The 21,210-nt window shown below is 65.4% G+C and carries 20 protein-coding genes; 16 read left to right on the top strand and 4 right to left on the bottom strand.

Annotation, left to right across the window (positions count from 1 at the left end):
* Positions 1-167: 167 nt before the first annotated feature.
* From AC51GR_RS18680 to AC51GR_RS18665, 4 genes are all read left to right on the top strand, one after another.
* Positions 168-407 carry a hypothetical protein gene (locus tag AC51GR_RS18680; RefSeq protein ID WP_496326140.1) on the top strand — a complete coding sequence of 80 codons (240 nt, stop codon included), beginning with the start codon at positions 168-170 and terminating at the stop codon, positions 405-407.
* Positions 408-566: 159 nt separating this feature from the next.
* Entirely contained in the window at positions 567-881 is a 315-nt protein-coding gene (locus AC51GR_RS18675) for a hypothetical protein (protein WP_496326139.1), read from the top strand.
* Positions 874-2,523: a hypothetical protein gene (locus AC51GR_RS18670; RefSeq protein ID WP_496326138.1), complete on the top strand. Its 1,650-nt coding sequence runs from the start codon at positions 874-876 to the stop codon at positions 2,521-2,523. The genes AC51GR_RS18675 and AC51GR_RS18670 overlap by 8 nt, the downstream gene beginning before the upstream one ends.
* On the top strand, positions 2,520-2,882 hold the full coding sequence (locus tag AC51GR_RS18665; RefSeq protein WP_496326137.1) for a hypothetical protein: 363 nt from the start codon (positions 2,520-2,522) through the stop codon (positions 2,880-2,882). Before AC51GR_RS18670 ends, AC51GR_RS18665 begins: the two co-directional genes overlap by 4 nt.
* Positions 2,883-2,919: 37 nt before the next feature.
* On the opposite strand, the gene AC51GR_RS18660 is transcribed toward AC51GR_RS18665, so the two are convergent.
* Positions 2,920-3,777, bottom strand: a complete 858-nt coding sequence (locus AC51GR_RS18660) for a dienelactone hydrolase family protein (protein WP_496326136.1) — start codon at positions 3,775-3,777, stop codon at positions 2,920-2,922.
* A 120-nt stretch (positions 3,778-3,897) separates the two neighbouring features.
* On the opposite strand from AC51GR_RS18660, the gene AC51GR_RS18655 reads away from it, so the two are divergent.
* Positions 3,898-5,310 (top strand): alanine--tRNA ligase-related protein, encoded by a 1,413-nt coding sequence (locus AC51GR_RS18655; protein ID WP_496326135.1) that lies wholly within the window; start codon positions 3,898-3,900, stop codon positions 5,308-5,310.
* Positions 5,311-5,383: 73 nt separating this feature from the next.
* On the opposite strand, the gene AC51GR_RS18650 is transcribed toward AC51GR_RS18655, so the two are convergent.
* Together AC51GR_RS18650 and AC51GR_RS18645 are read right to left on the bottom strand one after the other, a co-directional pair.
* Positions 5,384-7,606: a bifunctional lysylphosphatidylglycerol flippase/synthetase MprF gene (locus AC51GR_RS18650; protein ID WP_496326134.1), complete on the bottom strand. Its 2,223-nt coding sequence runs from the start codon at positions 7,604-7,606 to the stop codon at positions 5,384-5,386.
* 110 nt (positions 7,607-7,716) lie between these two features.
* Positions 7,717-9,003, bottom strand: coding sequence for an alpha/beta hydrolase (locus AC51GR_RS18645; protein ID WP_496326133.1), 1,287 nt, complete (start codon positions 9,001-9,003; stop codon positions 7,717-7,719).
* Between the two features lie 455 nt (positions 9,004-9,458).
* On the opposite strand from AC51GR_RS18645, the gene glmS reads away from it, so the two are divergent.
* From glmS to AC51GR_RS18600, 9 genes are all read left to right on the top strand, one after another.
* Complete coding sequence (gene glmS, locus AC51GR_RS18640; protein WP_496326132.1) at positions 9,459-11,321, top strand: glutamine--fructose-6-phosphate transaminase (isomerizing); 1,863 nt, start codon at positions 9,459-9,461, stop codon at positions 11,319-11,321.
* Positions 11,322-11,339: 18 nt separating this feature from the next.
* Complete coding sequence (locus AC51GR_RS18635) at positions 11,340-12,758, top strand: NAD(P)H-hydrate dehydratase (protein WP_496326131.1); 1,419 nt, start codon at positions 11,340-11,342, stop codon at positions 12,756-12,758.
* A gap of 13 nt (positions 12,759-12,771) precedes the next feature.
* Positions 12,772-13,917, top strand: coding sequence for an alanine racemase (gene alr, locus AC51GR_RS18630; RefSeq protein WP_496326244.1), 1,146 nt, complete (start codon positions 12,772-12,774; stop codon positions 13,915-13,917).
* The gene (locus AC51GR_RS18625) at positions 13,917-14,966 is read left to right on the top strand and encodes an alpha/beta fold hydrolase (protein WP_496326130.1); all 1,050 of its coding nucleotides are present in this window, start codon (positions 13,917-13,919) and stop codon (positions 14,964-14,966) included. The genes alr and AC51GR_RS18625 overlap by 1 nt, the downstream gene beginning before the upstream one ends.
* Positions 14,963-15,421 carry a tRNA (adenosine(37)-N6)-threonylcarbamoyltransferase complex ATPase subunit type 1 TsaE gene (tsaE, locus tag AC51GR_RS18620; RefSeq protein ID WP_496326129.1) on the top strand — a complete coding sequence of 153 codons (459 nt, stop codon included), beginning with the start codon at positions 14,963-14,965 and terminating at the stop codon, positions 15,419-15,421. The genes AC51GR_RS18625 and tsaE overlap by 4 nt, the downstream gene beginning before the upstream one ends.
* A 115-nt stretch (positions 15,422-15,536) precedes the next feature.
* On the top strand, positions 15,537-16,199 hold the full coding sequence (tsaB, locus tag AC51GR_RS18615) for a tRNA (adenosine(37)-N6)-threonylcarbamoyltransferase complex dimerization subunit type 1 TsaB (protein WP_496326128.1): 663 nt from the start codon (positions 15,537-15,539) through the stop codon (positions 16,197-16,199).
* Positions 16,196-16,675 carry a ribosomal protein S18-alanine N-acetyltransferase gene (gene rimI, locus AC51GR_RS18610; protein ID WP_496326127.1) on the top strand — a complete coding sequence of 160 codons (480 nt, stop codon included), beginning with the start codon at positions 16,196-16,198 and terminating at the stop codon, positions 16,673-16,675. Before tsaB ends, rimI begins: the two co-directional genes overlap by 4 nt.
* A complete protein-coding gene (tsaD, locus tag AC51GR_RS18605) occupies positions 16,672-17,703 on the top strand; it encodes a tRNA (adenosine(37)-N6)-threonylcarbamoyltransferase complex transferase subunit TsaD (protein WP_496326126.1) in 1,032 nt (343 codons plus the stop codon). Before rimI ends, tsaD begins: the two co-directional genes overlap by 4 nt.
* A 98-nt stretch (positions 17,704-17,801) precedes the next feature.
* Positions 17,802-18,659 carry a class I SAM-dependent methyltransferase gene (locus tag AC51GR_RS18600; protein WP_496326125.1) on the top strand — a complete coding sequence of 286 codons (858 nt, stop codon included), beginning with the start codon at positions 17,802-17,804 and terminating at the stop codon, positions 18,657-18,659.
* 13 nt (positions 18,660-18,672) lie between these two features.
* On the opposite strand, the gene AC51GR_RS18595 is transcribed toward AC51GR_RS18600, so the two are convergent.
* Positions 18,673-19,116, bottom strand: a complete 444-nt coding sequence (locus tag AC51GR_RS18595; RefSeq protein ID WP_496326124.1) for a MarR family winged helix-turn-helix transcriptional regulator — start codon at positions 19,114-19,116, stop codon at positions 18,673-18,675.
* A gap of 86 nt (positions 19,117-19,202) precedes the next feature.
* Here AC51GR_RS18595 and AC51GR_RS18590 point away from each other — a divergent pair, with 86 nt between their 5' ends.
* Both AC51GR_RS18590 and groES read left to right on the top strand, forming a co-directional pair.
* Positions 19,203-20,702: an MFS transporter gene (locus AC51GR_RS18590; protein ID WP_496326123.1), complete on the top strand. Its 1,500-nt coding sequence runs from the start codon at positions 19,203-19,205 to the stop codon at positions 20,700-20,702.
* A 153-nt stretch (positions 20,703-20,855) separates the two neighbouring features.
* Positions 20,856-21,155: a co-chaperone GroES gene (groES, locus tag AC51GR_RS18585; protein ID WP_482138334.1), complete on the top strand. Its 300-nt coding sequence runs from the start codon at positions 20,856-20,858 to the stop codon at positions 21,153-21,155.
* Positions 21,156-21,210 lie beyond the last annotated feature (55 nt).

The raw sequence follows: 21,210 nt of genomic DNA, 5'->3' as shown, positions 1-21,210 counted from the left end.
CGAGGGCGGGTCGACAGGTGTGTGTGAACACGAGTGTTTACCGACGTGAAATCGTCTTAATGCGCGATTGGGATCCTTCGGTGCTCTGACCTGCGTAGATATGATGTATAGCACTTTCGCAAGGAATTTTTGTGTGAACAGAACTTCCACAGGGGGACTGGTCGTCTGTGGCCGCCGTCGCGGGATTTCGTTATGACAGACATGCCCGACTGTGGAATGCTGTGTATCGGGAAAGGGCGCAGATGAATTGCCTTTTCCCGAATCGTCAGGTCGCGCAGGGTAACTGCGCTATCTCTATGAAGGGGTTCAATATGGGATCGACTACGTCTTTTGACTTCGATGTGCTGGAAATCTTCCAGTTCCTGATCGACAACGCACCGTTTCTTGGTGTCTTCTTCGGCTCCTGAGTCGGCATAGGCCAAAGCCTGCTGCGATGTCCGCGTTCCGAGTATTCGGGACGCGGACATCGCTGTTTCTACCCGGTGATATCGACCGCCGCACAATTTTCGGGCCGACGAGGGGAACCTGACCCGACGGTGGCGCGTCTTACCTGGCGGGAGGTGAACATGGGCGATTCGACCCGTATCGACCCGCCGGAGGTCAGGCGGATCGGGGGCATTTTCGGGGAGGCCGCGCGAACCGTTGATGTCGCGTGTACGGGTTTGGGGGATTGCGACTTCGGTGCCCAGCTCGGCCGCCGTTACGCGCATCACGAGTTGGCCTACAGCGCAGGGTTGTTGGCGATGGCGCAGAGCGTGCGAGTCCTGGCGCGAGCGACGCGGCAGTTCGGCGAGGGTTTGGCGAGTGCGGCCGACACCCTGGGCGGACAGGACACGACCAATGCCGACTCGTTCGGCACTGGGGAAGTGGGTCGTGGGTAGGGGGCCGGGCACCGGCGCGAGCCTGCAGTCAGACCTGGCCGCCGCGCGTGAGGCGGCCGAATCCGCCTTGCAGTTCTTTGTACATGTCGCCCCACTGGCGCATCGTCTGGGCATGACCGACTTCCCGGAGTTCTCGGCTTTCCGCAGCCGCTTCTGTCAATCCGACGACCTCAGTACGGCTCGACTGCGAGCTGACGGCGTTGTGGTGCAACAACTCCACGCAACCGTGACATCGGCGGTCGACGTCCAGAAGCAGCACGAGGGTGCGCTGGCGGATGCCTGGCCGGATGGTTCCGGGATCGACGCGCGGCAGCAACTCCGGACGATACTGCCCCGCGCTGAGACGGATCTCGCGGAGATATCTGCGATCGGTGCCGGCATGCTGATCGCCGCCGACTGCATAGATGTCGCACGTTTCACCCAGTACGGCTGCATCGGGACGATCGACGCGGACAGTCTTCTCGGTGTTCCGATTGCGCTGTGGCTGAAGATGAATACGGCCTGTTTCACACACCACGCCGAACTCCGGGCCGCGATCTCCGCCGCCGTCGATCTGTTCGGCGTAGCGGTGACGACCTGCGATGAGGCCATCGAAGCAATTCTGTCGGGTCTGTGCGCTGCCATGGCCGCGGTCGGCAGCGCCGACTGTCCGGCCGCAACCGGGGGACAACCCGAAGCGGCCGATGAGCTGGCAGGTCAGGGAGGTGACGGCGGCTTGGCTGTTGGGGCGGGTGTACAGACGGCGGGCGTCGCGCAGTCATCCGACCGCGGGGCTCAGCCGGAGGGCCGCAGCGGGGGAACCGTGGGCTCGTTGTCCCCGGCGTCCGGTGGCCCGGACGGCCCGGCGGTTGCTGCCGGGCTTTCGCCGCCCGTGGTCACGTCGCCGGCCATGGTCACAACGCCCGCGGTGAGTGCATCGGCGTTCTCGGGAGAGGCTGCGTCGGAACTGCTGGGGCCGCTCCTCGGCGCTGTCGGCACGCTCGCTGCCGCTGCGATGACCGGCTTGGCCGAAGCGATCACCACCGTTGTCGCCCAGGGTGGGCTGTCGGCCGACGGGTCGTTCGATGCGGGTCCGGAGGAAGATTCGGCGGGGACCGGTGGCCGCAGCGGTCCGGACCCCGGCTCGGCCGCTTCGATCATGCTGGGCGACAGGGTGATCGAGATCAAGGCGGGTCCCGACGGTGCGTCGGTGACGCTGGCGGTGACCGGGGCCGGCGGCGATACTGATACCCACGTCCTGGAAGTCCGGCCGGATGGTTCGATCGGTAGGCCGGAGGCGGCTACCGAGCCGGGGCACACCGAAGACCAGGAAACGCCTGCCGCCGAGGACGTGCACGGCGAACAGGATGCGGTCCCCGAACAGAAGGTCCCGGTACCGTCGTCGGCTCCAGATGCCGTCGCCGTGCCCCCGGAAGCGGGGCAAACGCCGTGCCCGCCCGCCGATTCGGGCGGGTCGCCCCCGCTTCCGCAGGCGTCACCACAGACCGCCGCGCGGCCGGTGCCGGGCCCAGAACACACCACGCCCGGAGTCGGTGACACCTCGCCTGAGGAGGCAACGCCGGTGTCGCCGCAATCGTCGCCACAGAGCGACGAAGGCACACCTGCGGACGACGGGCAGCTGGCCTTGGCCGGTGACCAATGAGTATTGCGGATCAATTCGACGAGATCGTGGCCGCAGCACAGCGCAAGACTGTCGCCGCGACAAAGGGCTATGAGCGGCAGGTGGCCGCACTCGGTGAACGTGTCCGGGTCCAGGCCGCCGATGATCGGCATCGTCGCGGTGTCACGCGCGAATCGATCGCCCGGGGTGGTGCGATCCTCCTGCCCGCTGACGACATCGACCTGAGCCCACACACGCCCGTCGCCGGATCGGTCCCGATCGAAACCGGAGCCGAGAACACCGTCGAGGCCGGGACCGAAGAGCCGACCGCGTCCGTGCACCACCGGGTCGCCACCGGCGTGGATTCATCGTTCGAGAACGGCTGGCTGACCGACCGCTGAGAGATCTCCGCCGGACGGGGCCTGCGGCAAGCGCAAGTTACTTGCGGAGCAATCGGGTCAGTGGATCGATCACATCTTCGGTGCCCGGCGGCAGTGATTCCGGATCGACGGTGAGCATCTTGCCCAGTGCGGCCTCGGGGTCGCTGAATGCGGAGTAGGTGTTGTCCGAGGTCAGCTGATGGAGCAAGAAACCGGTGAGGACGCCGCGGGTCGCGCGCTGGGTGGCTCTGCTGTTACCGCCGGCGCCGAGTGCGCCACGCACGCTGAATCCCTCGGCCAGGCCGCGGTTGTCGGCCCTGGGCACCAATCGCAGAACGGGCTGGGCTTCGGCCGGCAGCGCGCGCCGCAGCGCCAACGCGTTCGAGGTCATCGATTCGAACTCACCCGGCGCGGTCAGGATCATCGTCGGGATCCGGATGTTTGCGGCCGCCGGCAGCACAGCCTTGCTCGTCGGCGCCGGATACAGCGCGGCCAGTGCCTTCGCGCGGTCACTGCGGGAGGCCGCGAGGGTGGCTGCGCCCGCCCCGAAACCGTGGCCGACCAGCCCGAGGCGATGCTTGTTCACGGTGATGTTGCCGGTCCCGAGACGCACCTCGCTGATCACGCCCAGCGCTGTCTCGAGGTCGGCGGCAAGGCCCTCGTCCGAGCCGAGCATGCCTTTCTCGGTGGACGGCGCCGCTGCGACGATGCCCCAGGAAGCCAGATGCGCAAGCGTCTTGTAGTACTGCCTGGCGCCGGTCAGCCAGCCGTGCCCGAAGGCGATGCCGGCGAGGTCTTTGCCCTCGGCCGGCGTGTAGACGGTTCCGGGGAGCCCGATGATCGCCATGTCGCCGCGCAGGACCTTGTGCGGTCCGGTTCTGGACAGCTGCGAGAGAAGCTTCTTGGGGTTGGCCACGATCTGACTCTAGGTGATCGCGCCGACCAACGGCAGTAGGCCATCGCCTAAAGAAAGCAAGTTCGGCCCAGAGTGCCGTTTCAGCGCGCAATTGGTTCCGGACATTGGGAGAGTAATCCAATGGATGCCAACAAAATCCGCAGTGCCTATCTGTCTTTGATGCAGGAAAAGGGCCATGCCCTGATCCCGCGATCTCTTCTGGTGCCGCAGGACGACCCCACCACTTTGTTCACCGGCAGCGGTATGCAGCCACTACTGAAGTACCTGCTCGGTCAAGAGCATCCCGAAGGCAATCGGCTTGCCGATTCGCAGACCTGTTTACGCTCGCAGGACATCGAGGAGGTCGGCGACAACCGGCACACCACTTTTTTCGAGATGTTGGGTAACTGGAGTCTGGGTGATTACTTCAAATCCGAACAGATTTCACAGTTCTGGCATTTCCTGACCGACATCGTCGGTCTGGACCCGAACCGTATCTACGTCACCGTGTTCGCCGGCGATCCGGAGAACGGCATTCCGCGGGACGACGAGAGTGCCGACATCTGGTCCGAGTTGTTCACCAAGGCAGGGGTTTCTGCGGACCGGGTTGTCCTGCTCACCGAAGAGCAGGGCAACGAACAGGGCAATCAGGGCGCGCGGATCGCCTATTACAGCGACAAGAACTGGTGGTCGCGCTCGGGAGGTCCGGAGACCATGCCGGTGGGCGATCCCGGTGGCCCCGACAGCGAGGTCTTCTACTATTTCCCGCAGGTCGAGCACGACACCGCTTTCGGCAAGTACCCGCATCAGAACTCCGACGGCGGACAATACATGGAAATCGGCAACTCGGTCTTCATGCAATATGCGAAGACCGACGACGGGTTCGCCCAATTGCCGAAGCGAAACGTCGATTACGGCGGTGGCCTCGAACGGATCGCGGCCGCAGCGATCGACAGTCCCGACGTGTACCGGATCAGTCTGCTCTGGCCCATCGTCGAAAAGATCGAAGAGCTCACCGCGAAATCGTATGAGGACAATACTGTCGCGATGCGGGTGATCGCCGACCATATCCGCGGGGCGGTCTTCCTGGCCGTCGACGGTGTGGTCCCGTCGAACAAGGAACAGGGCTACGTGATGCGGCGTCTGCTGCGTCGTGCGATCCGATTCGCCCATCAGCTCGGGGTGGAACAGAATCTGCTGACGCAGCTCGTCCCGGTGGTGGCCGACCTCTACACCGAGGCCTACCCCGAGGTCGCGCAGCGACGTGACGTCGTGATCGCGGTGCTCGAGAAAGAGGAGCGGTCGTTCCGCCGGACGCTGGGCAAGGGATTGCGAGAGCTCAAACGCCTCGGCAAGACCGGTGACGCCGTCACCGGTGATGACCTCTTCAAGCTCTCGGACACGTTCGGATTCCCGGTGGAGTTGTCGGCCGAGGAGGCGGTCACCCGTGGGTTGCCGCTGACCGAGAACTGGCGCAGGGAGTTCGATGACGCCATCGAGGCGCAGCGCGCCCGGTCACACGCCTCGACCAAGCTCGGGGCCGGGACCGTCTAGGCGTTCGCTGGTCCGGCCGCCGCACCCCGTCATGGGTGCGGCGGCCGGATCCGCGGCATGCGCGTCGGCGCGATCACTCCCTGTTCGTCGCCAATCTGAGCATCTGACCCGGGGTGGCATTCGGTAGGTACGCGCGGGTCAGCGCGATTCCGATACGGGGCAGGTCGCCCTCGTCGCGGAAGCACATGTAGACCGGCTCGTACCGGGGTTGGAACTTCATCTTGAACGCGTGCAGGGAACGGAATCCGTAGAACGGTTCCATCGCCGCACCCAGGGTGTCGAGAAGACGATCCATCGCCTCGGCATCGCCCGACTCGTTCTCGGCCCGCGCCAGTGGGGCGCCCGACAGCGAGAGGATCTGTGCACCTTCGGCTTTGAACGCCAGCGCGGAGCTGGCGATGAGGAACTCGATGCAGGGGCGGAAGCCGTCGTCGCGGCGACGCATCACGTCGAGCGTCCATCCGCGCATGGTGCCGTCGGGTCCGAAGACCGGCAGCCAGGAGAGCACACCGTGGATCGATCCGCTCTCATCGGTGGCCAGCGCGATCCGGACCTCGGGGTCGAGGGCTTCTTCCACGCTCCCCAGGGTGAACCCCATCTCGGGGAGATCCTTGTCGCCCACCCATTCCTCGGAGATCGCCCGGACCTGGGCGAGTACCGCGAACGGCTCGTCCTTCAAGGTGGTGAGCTTGAAGGTGATGCCCTCCTTCTTCGCCCGGTTGATGGCAGACCGGATGTCCTGCCACGGTTTGCCTTTGAACGCCAGCGTCGGTAGGTCGATGATGGTGTCCTCGGCGATCTGCAGTGTGCGCCAACCCATGTCACGGGCGACGGTCGCGGTTTTCTCGCTGACGGAGAACCAGAACGGTATCCGGCCGCTGTTCTCGGCGAGGTCGGTGAACTCGCGGACCGTCTCGGTGAGTTTGTTCGGAGCGCAGACCGGGTCGGCGAGTGCGACTAGGGTGCCGGCGGGACGCTGGTACCCGATGACACCCGTGCCGTCTTTCGTGAAGGCGTAGCGGTTGTTCTCCCAGGTGATCATCCAGCTCATCGTGCTGCCGCCGTGCTGTTTCAACAGCGTGCGCACCTGTTCGGCCGGATCCGGTCCACCGTTTCCTGCCATTACTTTTCGGCTGTTGAACGGGACGGTGAAGGCGTAACGACCGTTGAACAGCAGGACCAATTCGACGATCCAGAGCAGGCCGGTCCCCACGGTGACCGCACCCTGGCCCTCATACGACGAGGTGATCAGCGCGATGATGACCACGATGAGCGCGACGATGTACAACACGCCGTAGACCACGGTGATCCACCAGGCCCACCGGCGGCCGCGACGTAGCTGGTCGGCGATGAGCAGCACGAAGATCATCGTGACGATCGATCCCCAGCTCAGGTCGTCGGTCGAGTCGGTGGGACCGAAGGGTCCGTCGCCCGGGAACAGCGCAACGGCGATGTTCACGACCCCGATCAGGACCAGTCCGAGGAAGCTGATCATCCGGATCTCTTGCCGGGTACGGGGCATCACGCCCGATTCGTCGCGGCTGAAGAACTTCTCGCCGATGACCAGCATGACGGCCACTGCGATCAGGTGTGAGACATCGGCGAGGGTTCCCTCGAACAGGAACGAAATCGCCACGTAGGCAAGGAGGATCGAGCGGGCGCGAAGCCGCCACGGGGATCGCAGGCAGGCGGTCGCCGCGGCCACCGATGCCACGACCGCGGTGCTCACGCCGACGTCGTGGACCTCGGAGAGGTTATCGACCCAGCGCCACGACGTCGGCAAGAAGATCGCGATGAAGGCGATCGCGCCGAGGATTCCGACGATCTGGCCGACGATCGCGACACACGCCACCCGCAGTGTGCCCAGCAGCCATTCGGACCAGCCGACAAAGATCGCAAGCAGCAGGACGATGCTGAGGTATCGCAGTGGGTGGAGGCCGAAGAGGGTGCCGGACAGGGGCGTCCACAACTTGCCCTCGGTCAGCGGCGCGTAGCCGTACGCGACGTCGTCGAACCAGCTCTTGTGCTCGACCGCCCCCCATAGTGACTCGGTGGCGATGCCCACCATCAGGATGAGCGCGATGAGGGAGATGGTGAACGGGACCCTCCGAATCGTCTGGCCGATGACCCTGACGACCTTGGCGACCGCCGACGGTGCCGCAGGCTCTACGGGTGTCTGCGCGGGGGCCGGTGGTGGTGCGACTGTCGCTTGCGCCGTTGTCGTCTCGGCGGCTGCCGGGGTGGCTGCCACCGGGTCGGCCGGGGTTGCCTCGCTGGGGGTCTCGGGCGTGCTCATCGGCACCTCTCGTTGTTTTTCGCCGGACGTGTCCGGTGATTGACGGGCCGGAACGGAGGATCAGGCCACATTGTGATTCACGTCGATTGCCGTCGGGACCGTCATCTGGCTCATGGCAGACCGAGTCGGGTACCGAGCCAAGGCATTTCCTGTCTCAGGCCCGCTGACCAGACGGCAAACGAGTGGCCACCCGGCACGGTGCTGAAATGCACGTCCATCCCTGCGGCCTTCGCGGTTTCGTAGACCTGCTGAAGTCCTGACCGATATTCGGCATCCTGTTTGCCGACCACGAATGCGCCTGCCACGCCCGGGTACTGCCTGGTTTTCATCAGGTCCATCGGGTTCACGGCGACGAACTTGGCGTCATCGCCGGCGAATGCCGCGTCGACGGTCTGTTTGCGGTTGCCGAGTGTGGGCTCCAACTGCCCGGACAGGTCGATGAATGTCGGGTAGATCTCCGGATGATTGGTGGTCATCTGCAATGCGCAGGTGCCGCCGTAGGAGAGCCCGCCGATGGCCCACGCCTTCGCATCCTCGTCGACCTGGAAGCTCTGTTTGATCCAGTTCGGGACGTCTTGTGAGAGATAGGTCGCTGCGTTGCCCAGTTTTGAGTCCGTGCACAGGGGATTGGCCAGCGCGCTGCCGGTGGCGTCGGCCACAACCACGATCGGCGCCAACCCGTCGTTCTGGTTCGCGTAGTGGTCCATCGTCTCGGACAGTCGGCCGCCGACGAGCCAGTCCTGAGGGGATCCGGGTTGTCCGGCCATCAGGACCAGAACCGGAAGCAATGGGCGGGGGTGGGAGAAATAGGCGGGGGGAAGATAGATCTTCGCCGGGCGCGCGGTGAACTCCGATGCCGTGGGCGGAATCGACGCAGTGCTGATGCTGCCCTGGGCGGGCAGATCATGAGGGTTCTTCCATTCATTTGGCGACACGGTTTTGAGATCGGTTTTGCTCGCCTCTTCAATGGAGATCGTCTTGAAGTGATTGATGCCGAACACCGAGCCGAGCGTGGGGTATTCGCTGAAATGTTGATTGATCGCGGATAGGGGCATGACAATCGCGAATACGGCCGCGAAAACGGTGATGACCCTACCGATGCGACCGCTCCCCATCACCAGTCTCGGAACGAAGAGCAGTGCCGCGAACACCGCCACCCCGGCCCAGATATAGCACTTGGTGGGCACCGCGTCGGAAAAGAGCGTCCAGACGTCCTCGATGAGCCACTTGGCCAACAGCACCAATACCACCGCGGCCGCGGCCGCGGCCGGGACCACCACCAGCAGGTACTTCTTGCGGAAGAACAGAACGAGCCAGCCGAGGCCGGCGAACCCGGCGATGTCGACGATCCATGGCAGCGCGCCATCGAGTACCGATAAGTCCCAGAGCCAATTCATGCTTGTCCTTCAAATGCTGGTGATCACCGACGCGGGGGGATCACCGCTTATGGAAAGGTACCTGCAAAAATGCCCGTATATGTAGTTTGGGAAGGGAATTGGCGCGAGTGTGTCGGATGATTCGTGGAAACAATCCGGACGTCAAGAATCATTGATTCCATCGCCGGGGAAAAGAGTTGTCGAAGGTATCTGAATTGATATTCAACAATGTCTGGGTGCCAATCGAATTGGCCACCGGTGGTGGAGGACATACGGATCGAACGTATCGAGGGCGTCCCAACTGACGCATCCCCCTTGACTCTCGCGGCGCTTTCGCTCCGTGAACTCCAAGAGTGCGCTTACCTTAACCAGAAATGTGGTTCCCTGTCACGCCGAAGCGGCATTTTGGTTTCGTAAATCAGGTTCTGCTTGCGGCAATTCACTCCTGCCGCAGGCGGCAAGTACCCTGTAGCACTATGTGTGGAATCGTCGGATACGTGGGCAGACGCGATGCTCTCGAGGTTGTGGTCGAGGCGCTGCGGCGGATGGAGTACCGCGGTTACGACTCGGCCGGAGTCGCGATTCTGGACGGCGCGGGTAACGCTGCAGTCGAGAAGAAGGCCGGACGCCTGGAGAACCTCGACAAGGAACTCGCCTCCATCGGGCGCGAGTCGTTCAGCGGTACCACCGGTATCGGGCACACCCGATGGGCAACCCACGGTCGGCCCACCGACCGCAATGCGCATCCGCACACCAGCATCGACGGCAAGATCGCGGTGGTCCACAACGGGATCATCGAGAACTTCGCCACGTTGCGGGGTGAGGTGGAGCAGGCCGGCATCGAGTTCTCGTCGGACACCGACACCGAGACCGCAGTGCACATGATGTACCTGCAGTACGCGTCCGGACCCACTGCCGGCGACTTCGTGGCCAGTGCGTATGCCGTCCTCGAGCGTCTCGAGGGCGCCTTCACGCTCGTGTTCACGCATGCCGATCACCCCGACACGATCGTCGCCGCCCGCCGGTCGACACCGCTCGTCGTGGGTGTCGGGCAGGGCGAGATGTTCGTCGGTTCCGATGTGGCGGCATTCATCGAGCACACCCGCGACGCCGTCGAACTCGGCCAGGACCAGGTGGTGGTCATCACCGCCGACAGTTACCTGATCACCGACTTCGAGAAGAACGTGCAACCGGGTAAGCCGTTCCACATCGACTGGGACCTCGCCGCCGCGGAAAAGGGTGGCTACGACTACTTCATGCTCAAGGAGATCGCCGAGCAGCCGCAGGCGCTCGCCGACACCCTGCTCGGTCACTTCGAGAACGGGCGCATCGTCCTCGACGAACAGCGGCTGACCGACGACGACCTGCGTGACATCGACAAGGTCTTCGTCGTGGCCTGCGGTACCGCCTACCACGCCGGATTGCTCTCGAAGTATGCGATCGAGCACTGGACCCGGCTGCCGGTCGAGGTCGAACTGGCCAGCGAGTTCCGCTACCGCGACCCGGTGCTGGACCGGTCGACGCTGGTGGTGGCGATCTCGCAGTCGGGGGAGACCGCCGACACCCTCGAGGCGGTTCGACACGCCAAGGATCAGAAGGCCAAGGTGCTGGCGATCTGCAACACCAACGGTGCGCAGATCCCACGCGAATCCGATGCCGTCCTCTATACCCACGCCGGACCCGAGATCGGCGTGGCGTCGACCAAGTGTTTCCTCGCGCAGATCACCGCGACCTACCTGGTCGGATTGGCGCTGGCGCAGGCGCGCGGCACCAAGTACCCCGACGAGGTGGCCCGAGAGTTTGCCGCACTCGAGGCGATGCCCGCCGCGGTCAGCAAGGTGCTCGACACGATGGAACCGGTTCGATCACTCGCCCGCGACCTCGCCCACTGCGGGACAGTCCTGTTCCTGGGTCGGCACGTGGGTTATCCGGTGGCACTCGAGGGCGCACTCAAGCTCAAGGAGCTCGCCTACATCCACGCCGAGGGCTTTGCCGCCGGAGAACTCAAGCACGGCCCGATCGCGCTGATCGAGGACGAACTCCCGGTCATCATCGTGATGCCGTCCCCGACCGGACGTGCGGTGCTGCACTCCAAGATGATCAGCAACATCCGGGAGATCCAGGCCCGCGGCGCGACCACGATCGTCATCGCCGAAGAGGGCGACGAATCAGTGGTCGACGTCGCCGACCATCTGATCCGGATCCCGCAGACCCCGACACTGCTCCAGCCGCTGGTCTCGACGGTGCCGCTGCAGGTGTTCGCCGCCGCGGTCGCGCAGGCCAGAGGTTATGACGTGGACAAGCCACGGAACCTGGCCAAGTCCGTCACCGTCGAGTAGTCCGGGGGGATCGCGGCCATGATCAGCTACTTCAGTGCCGACCGGATCCGGGCGGCCGAGGCGGCCACCGGTGATCTGCTGTCCGGTGGTGTGTTGATGCGTAGGGCTGCGCATGGGGTCGCCGAAGTGGTTGCCGCCGAACTGAAGTCCCGGGCCGGTGGTTGTTATGGCCGTCTGGTTGGGGTGGTCGCCGGATCCGGTGACAACGGCGGGGATGCGCTCTACGCGGCGGCTGAGCTCCGTCGTCGTGGGGTGCAGGTGCAGGCGGTGCTACTCGGCGATCGTACGCACGCAGCCGGACTGGCGGCGTTTGAAAAGGCCGGTGGTGTGGTCGTCGAAAGATTCCCCACCGCAGTCGATCTGATCATCGACGGAATCGTCGGTCTCAGTGGGACCGGCCCGTTGCGCCCAGCGGCTGTGGAAGTCCTGGCCACGACGGAGGCGCCGATCGTTGCGGTGGACATCCCGTCGGGTGTCGAGGCCGACACCGGGTTCGTCAACACACCCGCCGTCAAGGCCGCGGTCACGGTGACCTTCGGGGCGGCGCGGATCGCCCATGTGATGGCGGCGACGCAGTGCGGTCGAATCGTGGTGGCGGACATCGGTATCGATGCCACCGAACCGACGGCCGGTCAACTCACCGACGATGACGTGGCGGCACTCTGGCCGATCCCCGGGCCTGCGGACGACAAGTACAGCCAGGGGGTGGTCGGGATCGTGGCCGGTTCGGCCCGCTATCCGGGAGCCGGGGTGCTGTGTACCGGGGCCGCGGTGTCGGCGACGTCGGGCATGGTCCGATACGCCGGAGGCGCCGGTCCGCACGTGCTGGCACAGTATCCGGAGACCGTGGTGGCCGATGAACCGGAAAACGCCGGCACCGTGCAGGCCTGGGTGGTGGGCCCGGGCGCCGGCACCGATGCCGACGGGCTCCGCCGGCTGGAGTACGTCCTGTCCACCGATCTGCCGGTACTGATCGACGCCGATGGCCTCACGCTGGTCGCCGCTCACCGGGATCTGGTCGTCGGCCGCGATGCACCGACCCTGCTGACCCCGCACGCCGGTGAGTTCGCCCGCCTGACCGGCTCGGCGCCGGGCCCGGACCGCATCGCCGCGGTGCGTGAACTGGCCGGCGAACTGCAGGCGACGGTACTGCTCAAGGGGCGCGCCACGGTGATCGCCGGGGCCGACGACCTGACCCTGGTCAACGACGCGCGGTCGTCCTGGGCGGCGACGGCCGGTGCCGGTGACGTTCTCTCCGGTATCGCGGGCAGTCTGCTCGCGGCCGGCATCGATGCCTCGCTCGCCGGCGCGGCCGCGGCTCGGGTCCACGCGCTGGCCGCGATCACCGCATCGGGCGACACGGCTCCGATCGGAGCATCGGCCCTGGTCAGGGCACTCTCGCCGACCTTGCGTGAATTGCTCGGTGGTCGTAGGTGAGAGAATGGACGTGATGAACACTCCGGCACTAGAAGCGCGGATCGACCTTTCGGCGGTCTCGCACAACATCGGCGTCCTCCGCTCGCACACCACCGCCCAGATCATCGCGGTGGTGAAAGCAGATGCCTACGGCCACGGTGCAGTCGAGATCGGCCGGGCAGCGCTGGCGGCAGGCGCCGCCGAGTTGGGTGTGACGACGATCGACGAGGCGCTCGAACTGCGCCGCGCCGGGATCACCGCCCCGGTGCTGGCCTGGCTGCACGGCAGCAACTCCGACTTCGTCTCGGCCGTCGAGGCGGACGTCCAGTTGGGGATCTCCTCCTCTCGGGAGCTCGAGGCGGTGGTGGCCGCGGCACGCACCGCCGGACGCACCGCGTCGGTGACGGTGAAGGTCGACACGGGTCTGGCCCGCAACGGCGTGCACATCACCGAGTGGGACGACACCAGGGACGCGTTGGCAAAGGCCGTCGCCGAACAGGTGATCACCCTGCACGGCGCGATGAGTCACCTCGTGCGGGGGGACGAACCCGAACATCCGCTCAACGATCTGCAGGCGCAGCGGCTGGACGAGGCCGCTGCCGATCTGGCGCGGGTGGGGGCGCCGGTTGCAGTGCGGCACATCGCCAATTCGGCGGCCACCCTGATGCGGCCCGATCTCGCGCGCGACCTGGTGCGTCCGGGTATTGCGATCTATGGGCGCTCACCGATCCCCGATCTCGGTGACTTCGGTCTGATCCCGGTGATGACCTTGTCGGCCGAGGTGCTCTCGGTGAAGAAAGTTCCGGCGGGACAGGGTGTTTCGTACAGTCACAGCTGGGTGGCACAGCAAGACACCACCGTTGCGCTGCTGCCGGCCGGGTATGCCGACGGTGTGCCCCGGTTGCTGTCGAACACACTCGACGTGCAGATCAACGGACGCCGATACCCCAATGTGGGGCGCGTCTGCATGGACCAGATGGTGATCGATGTCGGCCCCGACGGTGGCGGCGTGGCCGTCGGAGATCGGGCCATCCTGTTCGGCACCGGCGCCGGCGGGGGTCCGACCGCGCTCGAATGGGCAGAGGCGATCGGCACCATCGACTACGAGATCATCTCGGGTATCCGCGGGCGTGCGGTTCGTACCTACGTCACCACGCCCGGTCGCGGTGAGGTGGCCTGATGGAGCGATCCGGACGACTCGAGATCCTCGCGGGCACTGCGGGTGTCGCGACGCTGGGCGCGTTGGCGCTCGGTGCGGCAGCCCGGTCGCTGACCCGCAGGCAACCGGCCACCGCGGATCCGAATTCGATCGAGGATTTCGGTTTGATCTACACCGACCACGCGAGCATCGTTGTCGCGGACGACGGTGTGCCACTTGCTGTTCGGGAGGTCGGCCCCGCTGACGCACCGCTGACGGTTGTGTTCGTCCACGGATTCTGCCTGCGCATGTCGACGTGGCACTTCCAGCGCCGCGATCTCGAAAAGCGGTGGGGCCCAGACGTCCGGATGCTCTTCTTCGACCAACGCGGCCACGGCGAGTCGGGACAGGCCTCGCCCGGATCGTGCACCATCACCCAGATGGCCGCCGACCTCGAGGCCGTCCTGCGAACCGTGGTCCCGACCGGACCGGTCGTCGTGGTCGGTCATTCGATGGGCGGGATGGCGATCATGGCACTGGCCAGCCGACGACCCGAACTGTTCGGGACAAGGGTCCTCGGGGTGGGGCTGGTGGCCTCGGCCGCGCACGGCATCGCCGAGGCGGGACTGGGACGGGGACTGCAAAATCCCCTGGTGGATGCCTTCCGGTTGTCGGTGCGGCAGGCACCGCGCGCGGTGGAGGCCGGGCGCGGGTTGACCCGGATGCTGATGGCCCCGGTCCTCGCGGCCGGCAGTTTCGGATCCACCTTCCATTCACCGGCGGTCAGCGAATACGTGGAATCGGTCATCCAGCGGACCCGGATCGACACCGTGGTCAACTTCCTGCGATCGCTCGAAGAACATGATGAGACCGCGGGGCTGGCAGTCCTGTCGGCGGTCCCGACCCTGGTTGCGTGCGGGTACGAGGACAAGGTCACCCCGCTGCCGAACTCGGTGGAACTCCACAACCGACTGGGGTCAGGGTGCGAGCTGGTGGGTGTCCCGGAGTGCGGTCACATGGTGATGCTGGAGAACCCGGACGTCATCACCGACGCCATCGAGACCCTCGTCGAGCGGGCCTGGCAATCATGAACCCGGTCCTGCCACACCAGTGCACTCTGCCGGACGTCGCCGACACCGAGGCCTTCGGCCGCCAACTCGCCGCCGAACTGGCCGCCGGTGACGTGGTGATCCTCGACGGACCGCTCGGAGCCGGCAAAACGGCGCTGGCCCGCGGGATCGGGGCCGGACTCGGCGTGATCGGCCGGGTGTCGTCGCCCACCTTCATCATCGCCCGCCAGCACCGCCCGGGTGCGCAGGGCCGTCCCGGCATGATCCACGTCGATGCGTATCGGCTCGGTGGCCTCGACGAACTCGATGCGCTCGATCTCGACACCGACCTCGAGGATTCGGTGGTGGTGGTCGAGTGGGGCGAGGGGGTCGCCGAGCGGCTGAGCCGGCGGCATCTGCTGGTCCGGCTCTCCCGCGACGTCGACACCGACGAACGCACCGCCGCCTACGGCTGGATCACTGACCCACCCCGATGATGGGTCGAGCTCCGCTTCGCTTCGTCTCCCGGTGATGTGCCCTTCTGGCGAACAAAAGCCCAGGTGAGCTGCGCCAAAAGGGCACATCATCGGGAGGCGGGTACGCTGGCTCATCGTGCTTGTGCTCGCCATCGATACCGCCACTCCCGAAGTTGTCACCGGGATCGTCGAACTGACCGCAGAAACGGGTCAGACGGTCATCCGCGCGCAGCGCAGCGAGGTGACCACCCGCGGTCACGCAGAGATCCTGACCACCCGAATCCTGGAATGCCTCGACGAGGCCGGCCTGGCCCGATCCGATCTCGACGCGGTCGTGGTCGGACAGGGCCCCGGGCCCTTCACCGGACTGCGGGTGGGGCTGGCCACCGGCGCTGCGTTCGGGGACGCGCTGGGGCTGCCGGTGTACGGGGTGTGTTCGCTCGACGCCATCGCCGCGCAGGCAACCGATGTCGCCTCGCTGTTGGTGGTCACCGACGCCCGCCGGCGTGAGGTCTACTGGGCGCGCTACTCCGCCGGGGTTCGGACCCACGGACCCGATGTGATGGCGCCTGCCGAACTCGGTGCCAAGCTGGCCGGTGAACAGATCGATGCGGTCGCCGGATCGCCGAGTCACACAGGTCTTTACGACTACCCGATCCTGACGGCGACCGCGCCGACGGCTGTCGGACTGGTGGTCGTGGCACTGCCAGAGTTGGTGTCCGGTGTGGAACCCGGACCACTGATCCCGCTGTATCTTCGTCGGCCCGATGCGGTGGAACTCAAGGACCGAAAGAAATGATCGGACCGCTCCTGACGCGGGATGCGGCCCGATGTGCCCGGATCGAAGCGTTGCTGTTCGAGGGTGACTCGCCGTGGCCCGCCGAGGCCTTTCGGTCGGAAATCCTTGTGCCGCACAATCATTACTTTGCCGTACGCGATGGCGAGACGCTGATCGGCTATGCCGGGATCTCGGTGCTCGGACCCGCCGACGACCCCGAGTGCGAGATCCACACCATTGCCGTCGACCCGCAGTTCCAAGGACAGGGGCACGGTCGAACCTTGCTCGCGGCGCTCCTCGACATCGCCGACAGTCGGCACGCACCGGTATTTCTCGAGGTGCGGACCGACAACGAGACCGCCATCAATCTCTACCGCCGCAACGGATTCGAAGAAGTGGGTGTGCGCCGCGGCTACTATCAGCCCAGCGGAGCCGACGCCTACACGATGCGACGCCGGGCCGTCGGTGAGCAGTCACAATCGGGAGATTCGCAATGATCGTCATGGGTATCGAGAGTTCCTGCGATGAAACCGGGGTGGGCATCGTTCGGTGGAACGCGGATCACACCACCACTCTGCTGGCCGATGAGGTCGCCTCCAGCGTCGAGGAGCATGCCCGCTACGGCGGTGTGGTTCCGGAAGTGGCATCCCGTGCGCACCTCGAGGCGATCGTGCCCACCATGCGACGGGCGCTGAGCGCTGCCGACATCAAGGTGCCGGACGCCATTGCGGTCACGATCGGCCCCGGTCTGGCCGGCGCGCTGCTGGTCGGGGTGGCGGCCGCGAAAGCCTATGCCGCAGCTTGGGATGTGCCGCTCTATGCGGTCAACCATCTCGGCGGGCACGTTGCCGTCGACACGCTCGAACACGGACCGATGCCGCCCTGTGTCGCATTGCTGGTGTCGGGTGGACACACGCATCTGCTGCACGTCACGGACCTGGGTGCCCCGATCACCGAACTCGGCACCACGGTCGACGATGCGGCGGGGGAGGCCTTCGACAAGGTCGCGCGGTTGCTCGGCCTGGGATTTCCAGGTGGACCCGCGCTGGATGCGGCTGCCGCGCAAGGGGATCCGAACGCCATCAAGTTCCCGCGCGGGATGACCGGTCCCCGCGACGCCCGGCACGACTTCTCGTTCAGCGGTCTGAAGACCGCAGTCGCGCGGTACGTGGAGAAGTGCCGCCGTGACGGTGTGGAACCGCCGGTGGCCGACATCGCCGCGTCGTTCCAAGAGGCCGTCGCCGATGTGTTGACGATGAAGGCCATCCGAGCGTGCGGCGACGTCGGTGTCGACACGCTGGTTCTCGGCGGTGGCGCGACCGCGAACTCGCGCATCCGGTCGATGGCACAGGAACGGTGCGATGCCGCGGGCATCACACTTCGGATCCCGAAACCGCGTCTGTGCACCGACAACGGTGTCATGATCGCCACATTGGGGGCGCATGTCATCGCCGGTGGGGCTTCTCCGTCCGCGTTGACGGTTGCGACGGACCCGGGACTGTCGGTTCAGGTCAGCACCTATTGATTCCGATGGTGTCACGAGCGGACATCATCGAGCCCGAACCCGTGACAAGCAGCACCCGTTGGCGCATCCTCGGTGGTAACCCCTGATGGGAGGCCGCGATGGGCGATCCGGACAGCAACGATCCGTTACGCAACCAGCTGCATGCGATGTGGAATTCGGTGGCCGGTGGTTGGGCCGCGCATGTCGACTACATCGAAGAGCGCGGGGCCGAGGTCACCGAGGCGATGCTCGACGGGCTCGCCCTGATCCCCGGAGATCGTGTCCTGGAACTGGCCTGCGGTACCGGTGCCGGTGGAATCGGCGCGGCTCGGCGCGTCGGTGCGGCCGGAATGGTGACGATGTCGGATGTGGCACCGGACATGGTCGAGGTGGCCACCGACCGGGTGAAGCAACTCGGGTTCTCCAACATCGCCACGGCGGTACTGGACATCGAGCAGATCGAGATGCCGGCAGATGCCTTTGATGCGGTCCTCTGCCGCGAGGGTCTGATGTTCGCGGTGGATCCCGGGCGGGGTCTCACCGAGATTCACCGGGTGCTCAAACCCGGTGGCCGGGTGGCGATTGCCGTGTGGGCCGAGCGGGAACGTAATCCGTGGCTCGGCGTGATGTTCGACGGGGTGACCGCGGAGCTGGGTTTCGAGGTCCCGCCACCGGGTGTGCCCGGACCGTTCTCCCTCTCGGACAGCTCCACCCTCACCGGCCTGATCGATGCCGCCGGGTTTGTCGATGTGGCGGTCCGGGACATCGACAATCCCTGTGTTGCAGAAGATTTCGATCAATGGTGGGATCGGGTATCGGTGATGGCGGGCCCGCTTGCCGCGATCATCAAGAACCTCGCACCCGAGGTCCGGGACTCGCTCCGCGGTCGGTTGCAGAAATCTGTTGCCGAGTATCGAACCGCTACCGGTGTCGAACTGCCCGGCGCGGCACTGGTCGCCACCGGCCGACGGCCCTGACGGGGCCCGTCGGTCAGCGTTTGACCTGTTCTTGATGTAGTTCCGTTGAGCCGCAGACGGATCCGTCTTTGTTGTCGTCAGCCTCGGCTCGCAGGATTGCGCGTTGTACCGGCTTGGCCGCCTCGTAGCGGGTGCGGCCGGCGTCGGTCAGTTCGGTGAACACCGAACGGCGGTCGTTGGCGCACATCGATCGCTCGACCAGGCCGTCCTTTTCGAGACCGGACACCAGTCGCGACAAAGCGCTCTGACTCAGATGTACCTGCCCGGACAGCTCGCTCATGCGCATCTTGTGGTCGGTGGCATCGGCGAGCAGTTCGAGCACCTCGAACTCGCTGCTGGAGATCTGTTGGCAAGCTTGCAGTTCCCGGTCGAGGTCGCACTGGAGTTTGTGGTAGCGCACGGACAGTATGTGCCAGGCCCGGGCCAGCTCGTCGTCGCTTCGATGCGGGTGTGACATGGGACGCATCATAGCACATGCAGACACATTAAATGCACACAGATTTAATGTAGACGAATAAAATGCAACTGCATATAGTTCCACGCATGACTGTGGAACTGAAACGGAAGACCGCGCCCGGGCGGCCGATCGATTCCGGGCGGCCGCCCGATCATGTGACCTCCGCCGGTGGGTGGAGTAAGAAGACCTGGATACTGCTGGTGGTCCTCGCCGGGGCGCTGTTCCTGGACGGGCTCGACATCTCGATGGTGGGCGTTGCGCTGCCGTCCATGGGTGCTGACCTGGACATGGATCAGTCGCAACTGCAATGGATCGTCAGTGGCTATGTGCTGGGATACGGCGGCCTGCTCCTGCTGGGTGGTCGTGCCAGTGACCTGCTCGGCAGGCGCAGGGTGTTCCTGACGGCCCTGGCGGTGTTCGGGGTCGCGTCGGTGATCAGCGCCGCGACCGAGATCGACAACCTGATCATCGCCCTGAGGTTCGTCAAGGGTGTGGCGGCAGCGTTCACGGTTCCGGCCGGACTGTCGATCATCACGACCACCTTTGCCGAGGGCCCGGCCCGGAACAAGGCGCTGTCGATCTACACCGTGTGCGGTGCGAGCGGCTTCTCGCTCGGTCTGGTCTTCGGCGGACTGCTCACCGAACTGTCGTGGCGGGCAACGCTGATCTTCCCGGGGCCGGTGGCGCTGCTGCTCCTGGTCGTCGGCGCGCGGGTGGTCCCGAGGTCGGCCCGGGCACCCTTTCGCTGGGCCCACTTCGACGTGGTCGGCGCGATCACGTCCACCGCCGCATTGCTCAGCCTGGTCTACGCGGTGGTCCGGGCTCCCGAAGTCGGCTGGTCGGCTCCGTCGACCATCGCGCTGTTCGCGGTTGCCGCGCTGCTCGCTCTCGCGTTCGTCGGAGTCGAGATACGCCATCGCCACCCGTTGTTGCGGTTGGGGATCCTGCGGTCGATGTCGCTTGTCCACGCCAACTTCTCGGCGGCCGCCATGTTCGGCGGGTACGTCGCTTTCCAATTCGTGGTCACCCTCTATCTGCAGGATTCGCTGGGCTGGTCACCGATGGAGATGGCCCTGGGGTTCTTGCCCGCCGGTGTGCTGGTCGTGGCAAGTGCGGTGTTCATGGACCGGGTGCTGGACCGGGTCGACACCAAACTCTTGATCTCGGGTGGGTTTGTCGCCTTCATGACCGGATACCTCTGGTTCCTGCAAGTGGAGCCGGGCATGAGTTACGTGATCTTCCTGCTGCCGACGGTGTTGTTCCTCGGCGTGGGTTTTGCGGTCACCTTCCCGTCGGTGAACTCCCAGGCCACCGCCGGTGTCGCCGATGAGGAGCAGGGACTCGCGTCGGGTCTGGTCAACACCAGCATCCAGATCGGCGGCGCCCTGATGATGGCCGTGGTGACCGCGATCCTGGGTAGTTCCGAGCCCGCAGAGGCGGGCGAACTCATCGGTGGGATGGTCCCGGCCATCACGGTGATCGCCGCACTGACGACGGTCGCGTTGGTGACAACCGTCGTTGTGATCGTCGCCCAGCGACGACGGATGCCGGCCGCAGCTCGAGACACTTGCACCCTCGGACCTTGAGTGCTGGCACTCGCATGTATAGAGTGCTAGTCGGCACCCAGTGAGGTCCCGGCACCCGCGACGACGGGACCGATCCAGGCGCCGAATACGTGTAACACACAGCTACGGGTCCACCTCGGGCCCGAACTACCCCGAAAGTGGAGGGCTCACATCGTGGCGAGCGTGAACATCAAGCCGCTTGAGGACAAGATCCTCGTCCAGGCCAATGAGGCCGAAACGACGACTGCGTCCGGCCTGGTCATTCCGGAAACGGCGAAAGAAAAGCCGCAGGAAGGCACCGTTGTCGCCGTTGGCGAAGGACGCGTGAACGAGCAGGGCAACCGGATCCCGGTCGACGTCAAAGAAGGCGACACCGTCATCTACAGCAAGTACGGCGGCACCGAGATCAAGTACTCCGGCGAGGAATACCTGATCCTGTCCGCGCGTGACGTGCTGGCAGTCATCTCCAAGTAATTCCAAGGTCTCGAGCGATCGAACCTGAATTGGATCACCGCCCCGGCGTCCCCCT

The organism is Williamsia sp. z71 (genome assembly GCF_059553375.1).
This window is presented reverse-complemented; position numbering and strand designations above follow the sequence as displayed.